The organism is Sphaerochaeta pleomorpha str. Grapes, assembly GCF_000236685.1.
In the GTDB taxonomy this organism is placed as follows: Bacteria; Spirochaetota; Spirochaetia; order Sphaerochaetales; family Sphaerochaetaceae; genus Sphaerochaeta; species Sphaerochaeta pleomorpha.
In genome coordinates this window covers 3,211,937-3,227,353 of record NC_016633.1, presented here as the reverse complement: position 1 = coordinate 3,227,353, position 15,417 = coordinate 3,211,937, and the positions used below count along the sequence as shown (strand labels likewise).

Sequence of the window (15,417 nt, the reverse complement as noted above, 5' to 3'; positions counted from 1 at the left end):
ATGATAGCATTGGAATTACAAATGATTCAATCTACCAGCGACCTCTTTTTTTTGCTTTTCTCTCTTCTTTTCTCTCTTCTTCTTTCTTTTCTTTTCATCGCTTCTTTCTCAGGGAGTACGCCACCTTGCATAGTGCGTTGGATCAGCCTCTGGTTCCTCCTGTCAGAAAGAAACCAAGTCCCGACAAAGGCGCTCAGGCCACATGCCAGCAGTGCAACAATCCAGGCATATTGGAAATGCATCAGGGGTAGTTCCAGGTTCATTCCATAGAAACTTACAATAAAGGTAGGGAACATCAGGCTTATGGAAATGATAGTCAACCGTTTCATGATGACATTCATATTGTTGCTGATTACCGAAGCAAAAGCATCCATCGTCCCAGTAAGGATTGAAGCATAGATATTGGCCATTTCAATAGCCTGTTTGTTATCGGTGATAACATCCTCTAGAAAATCCTGCTCCTCTTCCGTGCTAATCTTGAAATAGGGGGTCTTGAGCAATCGCTCAAGCAATGCCTCGTTGGTAGTGAGGCTTGTAGAAAAATATACCAGTGATTTCTGGATCTGGAGCAACTGGATCAGCTCATAGTTCATGATGCTCTTATGCAACTGTTCTTCAACGAGGGATTTCTGTCTGTTGATATATTTTAACAAGCGAATATATACCATGACAGCACGGCCGAGAATGCTGATGACAAAGCCTTCCTTTGTCCCTACGGGATATTGCCGATATCGGTTTCTGGAAAAATCTTCCAATACAATACTGTCGCTCTGGCAGATAGTTATGACAGTGTCCTTATAGAGGACAATCCCTAAGGGTACTGCATATTGGTTGATACCTTTGCAATCATCGGCAAGGGCTGGCAGACGTACGATGAGAGCGACATAGTCGTCTTCTTTCTCAATGCGTGACTGCTCGTCCTGGTCCATGATATCTGCCAGCAACTCGCTGGAAATAGCATATTGTTCTTCAAGCAAGGTGATGTCATCGCGATTGACATCCCTTGCATCTACCCAAGTATAGGATGCAGCCTGTACGGGATCACCTGGATTGGTCGTAACGACGTTGTTTCTAATAGTAATCATAGTTCCTCCATGGAATAGGTAAGGCGTACCTTCATTTCCACATCAGAACATAACCCCAAAAGGGCTAGATTATGGGAAAGGAGGACGCCAAGGGTAAATAACTAGGCAGGGGTGTTATACTGCCACCTTCGTCTGAAACAGACATAGGATCCTCCTCCACGGAAAAAATAATTCCCTAAGCTTAGGAATTGCATACCCATACTACCATAACCTAACAAACAGGATAAAGGGGAATCCTCCATAATAATGTTTTTTTTTCAACAAGGGGCCAAGGCAATCTTAAAAAACCTCCATTCTTTGTTTTAAAAAAAAGGAAAAAACCCTATACTCTTCAAAACAGGAGGAATATATGTTTACCAGAGAAGAAGCTCTCTCTTTGCTACGAAAATATAATGCGTCGGAAGCCTTGGTCACCCATGCTTTTTGTGTAGAGGCCACCATGAGGGAATTTGCCAGACTGCAAGGTGAAGATACAGACTATTGGGCTCTTGTCGGATTGCTCCATGATGTCGATTACGGTAGTTTTCCTGAGGAACATTGCACAAAGGCTCCTGAACTGCTGAAAGAAATCGGGGCGGATGAAAATTTTATCCATGCTGTCTGCAGCCATGGCTGGGGACTATGCAGCAATATCGAACCCACCCTTTTCATGGAAAAAGTCCTCTATACCATCGATGAACTGACAGGCCTCGTATATGCCACAGCACTTATGCGCCCAGAGAGAATGCAAGGCATGAGTGTAAAATCCGTAAAGAAAAAATGGGCTTCGAAAGGTTTCGCGGCAGGGGTCAACCGTGACCTGATCACCAAGGGTGCGGATATGATCGACATGGAAATCCCTGCAATCATTCAGATTACCATTGATGCCATGACCGGGGTCCAGAGCCAGATAGGTCTCTAGTTGTCAGGCATTTGTTCGATCCGTACGATACCTGACTTATTGAGCACAATGCAATAATGACTGTACAGATCAATATCATCTTTTATTGAACATTCGCGTATGACAAGGTGCAAATGGTAGACCCGTTCGCTGTTCAGCTGGTCAAGTTCATCAGCGTTCGGGTCCATTCTGAAAACAATGTCGTTCGGGTCATCCATTTCCTTGAGGAAATCGTCAAGCCGAATCCTGGTCACCAAGGTAAAATTGTTTTCCCGGGGGAGCTGGCTCTGCTCATTATCCTTTCTCTCATACGGGTGCATGATAAGGTTTCGAACATAGTGGATAACGTCTTCCTTGGGAAGCATGTCGGCAAAAGGATTGTTATTGTCCCTTCGGATATCCTTCACTTCCTTGGGAATTTCTGCGAATTCCAGATAATTCAGTTTGATTCGGCTTGTGCAGATTCTCGCCCCGGTCTTGGGCGAAAGAAACGATGATATCTCGTCGGCCATCATCTTAGGCAAAACAGCATTGAAAAAAGACCTCAGCCATTCCTTGATGCGGTCCTTGAAGACATAGGCAATAATTACGATCAGGGCCCACTGCAGGCTATTCTTGATAAATGTTTTCTCTGCAAAAATAGCCGCCAGCGTGGCAAACGCCATGGCGATTGCAGCAGCAGTACCGGCAAGAATCTGAGAAACCCTCATCGGCCAACGAGAAATCTCGGGAACGAGGTAAAGGGCCGACTGTGTCCATTTTTTCAAAACCGCTTTCCGGTATTGCACAGTCTCGGGGTTATTGCTTCCACTCTGATATTGTTCGCGAACCCTATAGTTTGCTTCTTCCCGCGAAAAAGACAAAAGCTTGGGAAGAATCACAGGGAACTGCGCATTGAGGGGAGACGTCGCCATATACAGGTCAATGGCTTCTTTTTCATCAAGCAGGCTAATTGCCTCATCTGCCCATAGAAAAGCGAGCAGGACCCTATTGTCAGGGGAGAATTTGGTTCGGATATGAATGAGCAAATCCCGTACGGTATCTTTAAGCATATTAATGTTTACATACCAGTCTTCGAGGGTTTTCCGCAAATCCTTGACCATACCAAGTTTCACCATGTCCTTGCAATCCTGCAGGCAGGCTTTGTTCTCATGGCGAAGGGAATTTACGACAGTCTGCAATTCATGGACAACATTTCTCTCAGGTATCGAGGTAACGTCTTTTTCAAGGCTAGCAGTGTAATTTTTCAAGACTACCAGAGGACTCATCTCATTGTCTTCATCAATGAGTTCCTCCAGGGTAATTTCCGGAGAAGAATATCTTCCATGGCACTGGAACTTATGGAGCATGCTTGTTTCTGAGTAGGTAGTCTTGTTTACATACAGCTGTGGGGGAGAAAAAAGATAGTAATGTATTTCCCGTTCATAGGACTTGCTCTCAGGAATGGGAAGGATGATTTTGGTTTCAAGATGTCTGCTTGAATGCTTCCGTAAATCAATCATAGATACCTACCCTCCACGTTGGAGTAGTATATCATACCCAGATGATACCGCAAGTGAACTATTTAGACATGTCTACGTCAACATTTTTGCCGTACAGTCAAAAAAGGATCAAAAACGTACATTTTGGCAGCTTGTGAAGACAATTCCAAAAGATTCTCATAGGCTGGTATAAAGATATCTTTTTTTCCCAAACCAAAGACCTGGCTTACCCTCCCCCCCACAAGAAGCTTTAGCAGAGTGGGAGAACAATCGTTGTCAAGAAGCACCTTTACCAAGAGCAACAGACCGCTGAAACCCGGTATTCCGCAGGCACCATTACGCTTGTCCTGCAGGGTGTGGGGTGCATGATCAGTTTCGATCCAGTCAATCCTACCTGAAAGCAAGGCTGAGAAAAGTTGTTTCCGCTCCGCTTCCGAGCGCAAGGGAGGATTCATCTTTGCATAAAGCGATTGATCTTTGGCAACCTCGCTGGAAAGCAAAACATGGTGAGGCGTAACGGCACAGGTGACCTTTTGGCCCCGTCTTTTTGCCTCTTCGATGAGGTCGAGGGCTTCAGGTGAACTCAAATGGCAGATATGCAAGGTGCCCTTGAAGCCTGCATCCCTGCAAAATTCGAGCTGGTCTGCAACCGATTGCACTTCTGCTTTGGAGGGACGGGCGAGAGAATGGGTGGAAAAATCAGTGGGGTCTTCCAAGTCTGGCAACAATAGTGATTCCTTCTCGCAGTGAACGGCAACAACGCCCTCGTACTGCGAGGCGGCAAGTTCTTCATAGACCTTTCGCTGCTGCTGTTCGGTAACAAGGCCCATATTGCCGGTCGAGTGACCGGCAAAAAGTTTCAACCCAATTACCTGCCCCTTGAGTTTCTTTGTCAATTCTACCATGGACGCAATCTGCTGACTGTCCCCGGTCAACCCTGCGTACAGATGGTACGAATTTTTAAGCCCGGCTGCCTTTGCATCTTCAAGCCGTCTCAGGATTTCCTGCTCCGAGGTCAATGGGGGAACAGTATTGGGCATGTCAAAGAATTCTTCGACCCCACATAGTTTGGCAACTGCAAAGCCATGGGCGAGTGTTTCTTTCTCCCTCTGCCCCCAGTCACGGAGGTGTACATGAGCGTCTATCATAAGCCGACCATCGAGGGGGCATGTTCCTTGAGGTAGTCATACCGCATAAAGGAACCCCATTGGCAGGTCAGACGATCACCACACACACATTCCCCGCACATCCCGATACCACAGAGGGTCATCCGTTCCATGGAAAGATAGATTTTCTCTTCCTCCATACCTTGAAGAATGAGTTTCTTTGCAGCGATTGCCATAAAAATCTCCGGACCTACAAGGTAGCAAGCCTGATCTGGCCCAAGGGAAAGACCATTGAGAAGGTCAAGGACCCTTCCGTTTTTCCCGTCATCGGCAACACAGGTAAAGGATCCAAAGCCACTCAGTCTGTCTTCAAGCAAGGCCTTGCCTGCAACGGACTCACTGGTGCCAACAAGAATCGTCATCTCGGTTCCCTGTTCTTTCAGCTGCTGGGCAAGGGCTGGAAGTACGGCTACCCCGGTACCTCCGGCAACCAGAAGTGCTTTGTCGGTACGTTCGTTCTCGAGTTGGGCACCATAGATGCCTCTTACATACAAGTCTGAACCGAGGGACAAGAGCCAGAGTGCTTCGGTAAACGGCCCCCGTTTCTTCACCACAAAGGTCAAGGGGTCGTTATGGGCGACAGAGAAGGGTTTTTCCCCTATCCCTGGCAACCAGAGAAAGGCAAACTCACCGGCCTTGCAAGGCAAAGAACCGTCAAGGGTCAAGATGATAGTGTCTTTCCCATAATAAGCGATTTTAGTTACCGTATGTTTTCGATAGGCCATCTGGCGGTCTTCTGCAAGATAGGTTTCGCTTTTCGGCCCAAGGTATTCCTTTCCAGGTTTCAGTCTTGCCTCTGCTTCGGCCAGAACTGAGTTCAAGTACGGTTCCCAGTCCTTTTGGCTGACTGTTCCAAAAGCAGATCCGATGCCAACGGCATCTGCACCACAGAGAACCATTTCAGCGGCTTCCTCTCCGGTCGAAACACCCCCCATCCCGATAAGCGGGACATCATCCCCTACTGCCATTCGAATTTCCTTGATGCAAGAAACTGCTTTCCCATGCACCCAACGGCCACTGCAACCACCCTTCCCCCCGATAGTATTTTGGAGAATGGGAGTATGGGAAACCGGGTCTTCATGGACGATGGGGCCAACGGTATTGATAGCAACCAAACCATCGGCACCTGCATCTACAACCGCCTTGGCAACCTGGCCGATATCCTCGACATTTGGGGTGAGTTTCACAAACAGGGGAACTTCACTTTTTTTTGTCGCTTCCTTGATTTTCCTTACATAATCGGAGGAAATCTCACTGCTACACCCGATGGAAGCGCCATACCCTTCGGCAGCATGGGGACATGAGAAATTCAGCTCCAAGATATCTGCAACTTCTGAAAAGACTTCAACGAGCATAATAAAATCCTCGACACTGTTTGCAGAAAGGGAAACGTTAAGGAGGCACCTGAATTTCCACTCTTGGCGCAGGGCACGTAACTCAGCAAGAGCCTGGTCCATACCCGGATTTCTCAATCCTACGGAATTTCCGAAATTACCCTTGGTTGTCTCACAGATTACAGGCTCCCGGTTACCGGGATTGGGGGTAACCTGGAAGCTTTTGGTCGTTATAATTCCGATAGGCGATATCTTCTGGTCGAAATAGCGAATCAGAGCAGGTTTAGTCGAGGCAACGCCACTTACCGTCGAGAGTAAAAGAGGCTCTTCGAGCCTCAAGTGCCGTCCTTTTAAAACCTGCAGTGCTTTACTTTCTCTCATAGGGCAGTTTCCTCGATCATTGTCCTAAGGTTTGCCTCACAGAGCTCAAGCCAATCCTCTGGCGCAGCCCCTTTTTTCCAAGGGTGAGTCAAGGCACTCGAACTGTTTATCCTGGCGAGGGAAATAGGGTAACCAACCTCGCGCAAGGTCGTCATCACTTCGATTGCGGAACCGCCCTGGCTCCCGACACCTGGGATGAGAAGGGGAATCTGTTTGTCTGCATAGTAGGTTGCAATTTTGGTAAGCTCAGCCATATTGGTTGCCCCGACTACTGCCCCTATGCCTTCAAATTCAGTTTTCAAAGATGCGATTTTCTTGGCTACCTCCATATACAGAGGCACGGAAGAACCATTTGAGGAAACAAGGAGGTTTTGAAAATCCTTCCCCCCGGGGTTGCTCGTCCTATTGAGGACATACACACCCTTTTCGCCAGGCACATGGTTTGCAAAGGGGGTGATGGAATCGCTACCCATATAGGGGGCTACGGTTACTGCATCAGATTGCCAGCAATCGAAGGCCTCCATGGCATAGTTCAGGCTGCTTCGGGCAATATCGCCCCGCTTACTGTCAAGGATAACGGGAATGCCGGGAAAAAAGTTCTCGACCATATCCAGGATGTCGGTTAAGGCGAGACTTCCAGAAAAATCTTCGTCCCTTGGCCTATCCAGAGATTGGTAGTACCCGATATTTGGCTTGAAAGCTGAAGGAATAAGCCCTGACAGACTCATTCTCCGGAACAAAATCTGAAAGAAACCATTGAGATCGGTACGGATATCGTCGCTTTTTTCAGGAAGCAGGGCAAGTTGTGGATCGAGACCCATACAGGTGGTATTGCCCACAAGGCGGGAACTTTCTTCAAGTTTTTCAATAAATGTCATTGAGGCCTCCTATTTGGTTACGGGTTTAAACCCGTTCTTTTCTCCCCATCCGAAGGGGTCTGTGCGCCATGCTGAGAGCAAGGCAGCTCCATCTTTATCAACATATCCGCTTTTCAGTGCAGTAGAAACCATACGCTCATAGGTAAGAATGGTATAAGGCGAACATACAGGATCCAAGGAACGGAAGGCATCCACAGAAGCCTGCAAACCATAGGTGAAGATTGCAAGGCAATAGGGGCACTTCCCACCGGCAGCAACTATGGCTTTCACGGCATTTATTGAGGAACCCCCTGTGGATATCAAATCCTCGATAAGGGCAACCTTTGCCCCTTCATAGCTTCCACTGGGTCCCAGACCTTCAATCTGTTGGTGCAGGCCATGATCCTTTCCGGCACTCCGGACATAACTTAAAGGTTTGCCAAGCAAATCAGCAAGGCTGGTCGCATGGGGAATCCCCGCAGTAGCAGTTCCTGCAATGTTATCTGGGTCAAAGTCAAGCGCCTTGAGCATCTCACTGAAGGCAGAACAAACTAGGGCTCGTGCCTTGGGGACAGCAAGAAGCTGGCGGTTATCATTGTAGATTGGCATACGATAGCCGCTTGCCCAGGTAAAGGGGTCCTCAGGCTTGAGCCGGATTGCCCCAAGGCGCAAGGCTTCTTCGGCCAGTAAAGGTCCATAATAATCGGTAATGGCATCCATAGTCTTCATCGTTTTCTCCAGTTTACGTTATTTCTTGCGACTCTTCCAGATTTCCTTGAATGAATGAGTCTTTCCACAGTAGGCACAGGCAAACTTATTGTCTGCCGTACGATAAAACATGGCAGGAACCCCTTCACTCTGGACAGGGTGAGAAATACAAGCCTCGTTCGTACAGGAAAGATCGTCAAAATTATAGATTCGGGGTGGCATCTGCATCCGGTATTTTTTCTCTACCTTCCCTTCCTTGATAATATTGAGTGTGCATCCAGGCGACACTGCTGCCAGGCGTTTGAGTTCCTTTCGGGTCAAATCATTGGCACCCGGCCTGAAGATGATTCCCTTGAAGGTAGTCTCATCCTTATGGCCGCAACTGACCCATTCCCCGCCTTTCTCTTCATCCAGGTGCAGGACACTACTGATCAAGCGCATATGGTCCCTGATTTCTGAAGGGCTGTCACCGCGGCAGATATGATCGATTACTATCCCGTTACGGATAGGCTGGACTCCTTCACTGATGACTTTGTCCTTGGGCTTTTCCTGGTCAAGGGCAACTTCAAAGATATATTCCTCGTCTTCACGCTCCCTCTTGCTTTCCGATGGCACAAAGCCAGAACCTATTTTCCCCCCGATCAAAGCAAGCAGTGCAATGCGGACATACATCCCGTTGATCGACTGGCGCTCCCAGGCATTGAGTGAGGTGTTGTCAAGGAAGGTAGGAATCGTTGGGGTAACTTTATGACGCGGGAGAGGATGGTAGAATTTTGTATTTTCCGGGAGTTTCCCCATGAATTCCTTGCGAAAGGTTATGGAATTACGCAGTTCATCTTGCCTTTGGAGAATCCGGTCACCCATTCTTTCCAACTGTGGTCTGGTAAAATACCACTTGTCGGCAATATCCGATTGCTTCAGGTATTCCTCGATGGATGAGAATTGTCTTATATCGAAGCCATTTTTCTTCATTTCCAAAAGATAGTTCTCAGGCATGGCCAATTCGGGGGGGGCAATGAGGTCAACCCTGACTTTTTCAAAAATCCGCAGGCCAGCTGCTTTCGAATGAACGGTACGTCCATGGTACAAGTCACCTACAAGTGCAAGGTGGATCGAATCGGTCTGCCAGGTATTGTCCTCCATGAAGGTGAACTCATCAAGAAGTTCCTGGGTAGGATGTTCATGCTTGCCATCCCCGGCATTGATGAATGAAGGTTTTCTCCAGAGTTTGTTACGCAAGGCATACTCGTGGCATTCATCCTCAAGCCACCTGCATACGCCTTCAATTTTGCTTCTTACGATAAAGATGGTATTCGAGTACCCGCTGAGCGTATTGAATGTATCTGCAAAGCTCTCGCCTTTGTTGAAGGATGAACTATCGCTATTCAGCTCCGATACCTTGACATGATGAAAATTGGCTGCATTGCGGAAGGATTCCTTCGTCCTGGTACTGTCTTCAAGGAATACTTCATAAATCCCAAAATCCTTGTCATTGATCCGATATCTATCCATGACCGAAAGATCGTTTTTCTCCATGGCCTGTTTCAGGACCTTGACTTCCTCAAAAAGATACTTCCTTTCTTCAATGGTGAAATCATCAATGACACACAGGGACCTTCCGGCAAAAACGCTTTGCTTTTCCATATCACTCCTCCAAAAAAAAAGCCGGCCAATTTTTGACCGACTCTGAATTCTACTTAATGTTATGGGAAGACAATGCTTCCAAGGCTTTGTACGAATAACCGTATCTTTTCCTTGCCACTTCGTCCCCCCTCCCTATTACTTTTGGAAAACATTACCAGAGTAAACGAGTTCTGTCCAGTCCCAGGCTTATAGTTTCCCAATGGATTCCAAATCGTTTTCAATAGCCTCCAAGCCATCTTTGAAGTCAGCATTGTGCTGGGGTCCAATTCCTGTAACCGGGTTGAAATGCTGTACATCTCCCCATTCATGGAGTGAATGACAATAGGACTGAGGGCCAAAGGCAAGGACGGTATCGCTGAGATCAAGCTTCTGGTTATCCCGCTGGCGAATATTCTGCCTGTACTTTTTACGGTACCCGGAAGAATTTTGAATCTTATAATTGCTTAACTTAAGTCCTTTCTTGGAATTGTTATTCTGGTATGAATTATAACGATAGGCATAAGAATTGTAATAATTCCCATAATGATACCCACTGTTTGTCGTCCCGGCACTGCATCCATTGAAAACGATACCCAAAATAGGCGCATTTCCTGTTTTGAGGTTATCCACCAAATCGATCAAGGACAACTTAGAAGTAACACCTGCCCTTACCGTGATTATCAAACCATCGATATTTTTCGATATGGTTAACAACTCGCTTGCCGAATCCAACGGAGGGGCGTCGATGATGATGAAATCATACAGAGTCTTGAGGTGTTTCAGGGTTTCAATGTAATTTGGATTCGAAAAGATTGCTGCAGGGACCAATGGGGTACTTCCCGATGAGAGCAAGTGAAGGTTGGGAACCGAATCCAGAGGCTGAACAATGCTTCTTTCCAATGGAACAGAATTGATTACGTAGTCGACAAGACCCGATTCTGAGTGTTTCAGAAGGAAAAACCGTTCCATGCTGGGTAATCGCAAGTCACCATCTATAATCAAAACTTTCTTACCCATCTGGGCCAGGGAAAGAGCTACGTTGGCAACAATCGTACTCTTACCTTCTGCCATCGAGCAGGAGGTGATGGAAAAGACTTTCATATCATGCTTGTTGTACAGCATGTTGGAAATGAGTTTGAATCGCTCGGCCTCAAAAGAAAGCGGATCATTGAAAACGGAAAACATGGGGTACTTATCTTTCGGGGAAACCTTCATAAGAGGGAGCCACCCAAGAAGCGGTATTGCATTTTTCACCAGTTTCTTGATCTGCGCTTCATTGCGGATCGTTTGGTCGGAAGCCTCGATTCCCAAAGCAAACAAGAGACCTACCGCACAACCGAGAAGCAGGGCAACGGCAAGGATCAATAGCTTGTTGGGACTTACCGGGTTCAAGGGAATATTTGCCTGGTCAACAACAGTAACATTTCCGGTTACAGCTGCCTCGACCAATTTCACTTCCTCAAGCATATCCCTGAGTTTCAGGTCAATGGTCTCATAAATCTGGACATCTCTCTGAAGCTCGGAAAGTTGCCGTTCCAAAACCGGAAGCTGTGACAGCTCATTGGTAAACTGTGCCCCACGTTCCTCTAAAACCTGTATGGCAACCTCTGTAGTGAGGAGTTGAACAATGGACTGCGTGTTTGATTCATTGGCATATGCACTGGTAAGGACCGAAACACGATCCAACAAATCCTTTGTAATCTGTTCAATGGCACTATTGAGGAAATAGACCCTGGAAGAATTATTCGAAGACAAAGAAGTTGCCGAAGTCCCAATCTGAGGAGAACTGAGAGACTCATACATGGTAAGTTCTGTCTTCCAGCCGTTCAGCTCCTTCAGCTTCGCCTTGATTTTTACATCATTGCCCAACTCATCCAAGGTAAGTATTCCCTTGATCCCGGCATTTACCAGGCCCTGATTGTAGTTTTGGATAAAAACCGAGGCTTCCTGCATCTGCAACTTCAGCGGTTCCAGCCGAAGTTTATAATAGGAAATCTCATTTACCAGAAGCGTGCTTTTATCAGTCAGCTGGATGATATCGCTATTTTCCCTGAAGTCTCCAAGGGCATCTGAAGCGAGTACCAACATTTTCTGGTTAATGGGAATCTGTGCGTCGATAAACTCTCTCTGGGCGGTTTTTGAGTTCTTTGCAATACCAGTCAGAAGCCCATCGTAGCTTGAAGCAAGGGCATTGGCGAGGTCCCGGGCAAACATTGGGCTTGCATCGGTTACCACGATTTTGACAATATTGGTATCCTTTACGGTGGAAACGACAATCCGGTCCTTGACATTGCCAAGGACTTCTCTATTGCTGTAACTGTCACCTTCCGCATTCTTATAGGAATCGAGATCCAAGGTACTGAGCGCAAACTCGATATTCTTCCTACTGGTTATCAACTCTACTTCCGTGGCAATCTTGGTAGAGCTTGCAGAACTTTCCAAAAGGTTCTCGATTGAGGAGGATTTCTGGATAGGGTCTACCAAAACCGATACTCCGGATTCATATTGGGGTATAGCTAACTGGAGATAGACAACAGCCATGCCGACTACAAGAAAGAACCCAAACAGAAACCATTTGAAATGATGTTTGAATATCTTGAGCAATTCCGATAGGGAAATCCCCTCATCGTTATTGTCATATATATTTTGACCCGTCTGGGTTTCGGTATTTTCGTTCATGTTTTCCTCCAGGCTGTTAGAGAGTTTTTGCTTCGCTGATGCTCTGCAAGACAATATACACTATCCCAAGGATTGAACTGACCAAGCCTACAATGGCCACAGTCGGTGCAATATCTTTTACAAAGGTATTCTTCGCAACCTTAATGGTAGCTTCAGAAGGTACTTTCGAGTCCTTGTCGATCTGGTTGTTATTGGCATCATACACCTTGATCGAGGTGGGTACCGAAGCATCATCACTCAATCCCCCAGCAAGGGAAAGGTAATAAGAGATCCCTTTATCAGGAACATAGGCATATACCCCGGAACGAACGACAGCTCCGCTTACGGTAACGAAACGCTGGTTGAAAGGAATGGTAAAGGTATCGCCTGCCTTAAGCTTCATCGAAGCGTTTTCCGCACTCCCATAGAGGATCTGCTCAAGGTCCAATGCTATACGCTGGCCATCTCGTTCCAGATAGACACCATTGAGGTCACTGACCGTCATAAGCCGAGTGCCAATGGAATTAAATAGCTGCTTGATTGATTCCCCGGGGTAGAACTGATAGAAAATCCTTCCGGAGGGGTTGCCAAGCAAAGCGGTGGAAGACAAGTCGTCATACGCTTCCTTTACCGAAACTGCGCCTTCTACCGTGACGCTCATCATGGACGGGGCAATGGTATCAACGACAACCTGGTCCTGATCCTGCAAAGCAAAGGAATCACCATTGAGCAAATTGGCATAGAGTGCTTGCCAGACACCTGTTTTCTTGTCATAGCGCTGGATTCTGATTTTCTGCACGTCGGCACTGCTTAAAACCCCTCCCCCATAATAGGAAATAAGATCTTGCAAAGCCTGCCCTTCCTTGAGCTGATACGTTCCTGGAGAATATACATTTCCTGCAAGGACAACCATCTTCTCCGCCCTAGGAATCGAAACAACATCGCCACTTCTCAAAAGAGGGTCTTGGTCGAGAATGCCTTTGCGTAGGGCAAGATATAAATCATAGCTTGCCGAGGTTCCGTCTTTATGTGTAATGGTCACTTCTCGGGTTGAGGCAAAATTCGTAGCACTCGAGACAACCGAGGAAAGATGCGAAAGACCCCAGACAGGAATAAAGCGGGTTCCCCCGACTTCTCCAATTACCGCTATGGTGAAAGAACCTGTCCCGGTTAGGACCAACTGGGGATTTGAGTAACTATGATAGGTTTTTACCATAGCCAGGATTTGTTGCTTCAGCTGTGCAAGCGTAAGATCAGATCCTTCGACAGTCCCAAGCCCCGGTACCGCTACAGACAATTTCTCATCAACCTGCAGGTCCAAGGTAACGGTCTTCAATCCATCAAGATAAACCAAGCGGTAGGTGTCACCTGGGGTTACCGGGTATTGGCCATTGCTTATAGCTGTAAGAACCCTTGCTTGTGCGGTTTCCTCAACGGTGAGACTTGAAAGTCCCAATTGTTGTGAATATCCTTGGACTGCCAGCATTGCAACAGGTGTTTCGTCATCCACACTTAATCCGAACAAGGGAGAACGAACTACCAAACCGGGTCCAATGGATGCAAACAAAGCGGAAGTCATGGCAATAACCAAAAAAAATGATACTATTCTTTTCGCTGTTTTCATGAAATGGAAACCTCATTCTTTGGGGAAATTTTGTATGTAAAAAACTTGCCTGAATTTATTCGACTGCGACTTATCTTATCACTTGAAGATAAGTCGTACAAGCATAGAAAACTTAATACGGCAACCAAAGGACACCAAAATTAGCTCAAGGTAAAAAGGATTAAAAACAAAGAAATTTTACCAGAGAAGTGCCAAAATCGCATAATATTGCAACAAGAATTGCATTAATCAGTAAATAAGACACCAAATGACAACGTTTTTCACTCAAAACAACAACACGCAACAAGGTTGCTTGAAAAAATATTGTGAATTTCTGTTGTAATTATGGAATACTGCATTTTTCATAATCATTTTTTTGTATATCCCAAGGAAAACACTAAAAACAATGCGTTTTACCGCTCAAAATGTTTAAAAATAAAGTTTTGACATACCCTGTTTCGTCTCGTATAATTTGAAACAGTTGAACATCTTCGGGTAATATCACTCTTATCACACAATCATTTTAAGGAGAGCGTCATGAAGAAAGGTATTGTTCTATCTCTGATGGTCCTATTGGTTTCTTCCCTTGCTTTTGCACAGGGAGCCAAGGAAGCCGATACTACCGCTAAGGCTAATGCACCGATGAAGGTCGGTGTAATTTACATCAGCGCTCCTGGCGACATGGGGTATTCCTACATGCACGACCAGGGCACAAAAGCAATGGAAAAGTATTTCGGTGACAAAATCCAGGTTATTCGGATGGAAGGCGTCGAAGAGAACGAGAACAGCGAAAGAGCTATGGAAAGCCTCATTGATGAAGGCTGCAAAGTAATCTTCGCCAATTCCTACAACTACCAGGAATACATGCTCAATGTTGCAAAGGCTCACCCCGATGTATACTTCGAGCACTGCTCTGGCTACCTCTCCAATGCAAACATGTCAAATTATTTCGGCAGAATGTACCAGATGCGTTATCTTGCAGGTATGATCGCCGGGAAAATGTCCCCAACCGGAAAACTCGGTTATGTCGGCGCTTTCAATACCCCTGAGGTTGTTCGTGGCATCAATGCCTATACCCTCGGAGCCAGAGCTGTCAACCCGAACGCTACTGTTACCGTCGTATGGACAAATACCTGGTATGACCCTTCACTGGAACGTCAAGGTGCAGTAGCCCTTCTCGACCAGGGTTGCGATGTCATTGCCCAGCACCAGGACACCACCGAACCTGCCAAGGCCGCAATTGAACGCGGTAAGTATGCAGTTGGTTACAATGCCGATTTCAGAAGCATGATCGGTGATGATCGTATCCTGGTATCCCCGATGTGGAACTGGGGCAACTATATGATCCCTGCAGTGGAAAGTGCCCTTAACGGAACCTGGAAATCCCAGAGCTACTGGGGTGGACTTGATGATGAGATGATTCACCTTTCAGAGATTTCCCCGTTGGTCCCTGCCGATTTCCAGAAGCTCATTGTAGCCAAGGAAGCAGAAATCAAGAATGGTACCTTCGATGTATTCTGGGGCGAGCTGAAAGACAACCAGACCGGTGCACTTCGCCAGAAGGCCGGTGAAAAGATGGATGACGGTGCTATGCTTACCATGGATTGGTTTGTTGAAGGCGTTATCGGATCAGTAAAGTAA

General features: G+C 46.6%; 11 protein-coding genes. 2 read left to right on the top strand and 9 right to left on the bottom strand.

The annotated features are described in order from the left end of the window. Positions 1-26: 26 nt before the first annotated feature. Positions 27-1,085, bottom strand: a complete 1,059-nt coding sequence (locus SPIGRAPES_RS14705) for a magnesium transporter CorA family protein (protein ID WP_014271546.1) — start codon at positions 1,083-1,085, stop codon at positions 27-29. 349 nt (positions 1,086-1,434) lie between these two features. On the opposite strand from SPIGRAPES_RS14705, the gene SPIGRAPES_RS14700 reads away from it, so the two are divergent. Then, positions 1,435-1,986 (top strand): hydrolase, encoded by a 552-nt coding sequence (locus tag SPIGRAPES_RS14700; RefSeq protein ID WP_014271545.1) that lies wholly within the window; start codon positions 1,435-1,437, stop codon positions 1,984-1,986. Here the strand turns inward: SPIGRAPES_RS14700 and SPIGRAPES_RS14695 are convergent. The 8 genes from SPIGRAPES_RS14695 to SPIGRAPES_RS14660 form a co-directional block, all read right to left on the bottom strand. After that, positions 1,983-3,467 (bottom strand): hypothetical protein, encoded by a 1,485-nt coding sequence (locus tag SPIGRAPES_RS14695; protein ID WP_014271544.1) that lies wholly within the window; start codon positions 3,465-3,467, stop codon positions 1,983-1,985. The genes SPIGRAPES_RS14700 and SPIGRAPES_RS14695 overlap by 4 nt on opposite strands. A gap of 77 nt (positions 3,468-3,544) precedes the next feature. Beyond that, complete coding sequence (locus SPIGRAPES_RS14690) at positions 3,545-4,594, bottom strand: dihydroorotase (RefSeq protein ID WP_014271543.1); 1,050 nt, start codon at positions 4,592-4,594, stop codon at positions 3,545-3,547. Next, positions 4,591-6,327 carry an alpha-hydroxy-acid oxidizing protein gene (locus SPIGRAPES_RS14685; protein WP_014271542.1) on the bottom strand — a complete coding sequence of 579 codons (1,737 nt, stop codon included), beginning with the start codon at positions 6,325-6,327 and terminating at the stop codon, positions 4,591-4,593. Before SPIGRAPES_RS14685 ends, SPIGRAPES_RS14690 begins: the two co-directional genes overlap by 4 nt. Beyond that, the gene (pyrF, locus tag SPIGRAPES_RS14680) at positions 6,324-7,205 is read right to left on the bottom strand and encodes an orotidine-5'-phosphate decarboxylase (RefSeq protein ID WP_014271541.1); all 882 of its coding nucleotides are present in this window, start codon (positions 7,203-7,205) and stop codon (positions 6,324-6,326) included. Before pyrF ends, SPIGRAPES_RS14685 begins: the two co-directional genes overlap by 4 nt. A gap of 9 nt (positions 7,206-7,214) precedes the next feature. Next, positions 7,215-7,913, bottom strand: a complete 699-nt coding sequence (locus SPIGRAPES_RS14675) for an orotate phosphoribosyltransferase (protein ID WP_014271540.1) — start codon at positions 7,911-7,913, stop codon at positions 7,215-7,217. 18 nt (positions 7,914-7,931) lie between these two features. Beyond that, entirely contained in the window at positions 7,932-9,536 is a 1,605-nt protein-coding gene (locus SPIGRAPES_RS14670; protein ID WP_014271539.1) for a bifunctional aspartate carbamoyltransferase catalytic subunit/aspartate carbamoyltransferase regulatory subunit, read from the bottom strand. Positions 9,537-9,722: 186 nt separating this feature from the next. Further along, entirely contained in the window at positions 9,723-12,194 is a 2,472-nt protein-coding gene (locus tag SPIGRAPES_RS14665) for a GumC family protein (RefSeq protein ID WP_014271538.1), read from the bottom strand. Positions 12,195-12,210: 16 nt separating this feature from the next. Continuing rightward, a complete protein-coding gene (locus tag SPIGRAPES_RS14660) occupies positions 12,211-13,797 on the bottom strand; it encodes an SLBB domain-containing protein (RefSeq protein ID WP_014271537.1) in 1,587 nt (528 codons plus the stop codon). Between the two features lie 516 nt (positions 13,798-14,313). On the opposite strand from SPIGRAPES_RS14660, the gene SPIGRAPES_RS14655 reads away from it, so the two are divergent. Next, positions 14,314-15,417: a BMP family ABC transporter substrate-binding protein gene (locus SPIGRAPES_RS14655; RefSeq protein ID WP_014271536.1), complete on the top strand. Its 1,104-nt coding sequence runs from the start codon at positions 14,314-14,316 to the stop codon at positions 15,415-15,417.

Bases quoted from the DNA above. Each gene is read 5' to 3' on its own strand.
- SPIGRAPES_RS14705 (WP_014271546.1), bottom strand. From the start codon at position 1,085: ATGATTACTATTAGAAACAACGTCGTTACGACCAATCCAGGTGATCCC.
- SPIGRAPES_RS14700 (WP_014271545.1), top strand. From the start codon at position 1,435: ATGTTTACCAGAGAAGAAGCTCTCTCTTTGCTACGAAAATATAATGCG.
- SPIGRAPES_RS14695 (WP_014271544.1), bottom strand. From the start codon at position 3,467: ATGATTGATTTACGGAAGCATTCAAGCAGACATCTTGAAACCAAAATC.
- SPIGRAPES_RS14690 (WP_014271543.1), bottom strand. From the start codon at position 4,594: ATGATAGACGCTCATGTACACCTCCGTGACTGGGGGCAGAGGGAGAAA.
- SPIGRAPES_RS14685 (WP_014271542.1), bottom strand. From the start codon at position 6,327: ATGAGAGAAAGTAAAGCACTGCAGGTTTTAAAAGGACGGCACTTGAGG.
- pyrF (WP_014271541.1), bottom strand. From the start codon at position 7,205: ATGACATTTATTGAAAAACTTGAAGAAAGTTCCCGCCTTGTGGGCAAT.
- SPIGRAPES_RS14675 (WP_014271540.1), bottom strand. From the start codon at position 7,913: ATGAAGACTATGGATGCCATTACCGATTATTATGGACCTTTACTGGCC.
- SPIGRAPES_RS14670 (WP_014271539.1), bottom strand. From the start codon at position 9,536: ATGGAAAAGCAAAGCGTTTTTGCCGGAAGGTCCCTGTGTGTCATTGAT.
- SPIGRAPES_RS14665 (WP_014271538.1), bottom strand. From the start codon at position 12,194: ATGAACGAAAATACCGAAACCCAGACGGGTCAAAATATATATGACAAT.
- SPIGRAPES_RS14660 (WP_014271537.1), bottom strand. From the start codon at position 13,797: ATGAAAACAGCGAAAAGAATAGTATCATTTTTTTTGGTTATTGCCATG.
- SPIGRAPES_RS14655 (WP_014271536.1), top strand. From the start codon at position 14,314: ATGAAGAAAGGTATTGTTCTATCTCTGATGGTCCTATTGGTTTCTTCC.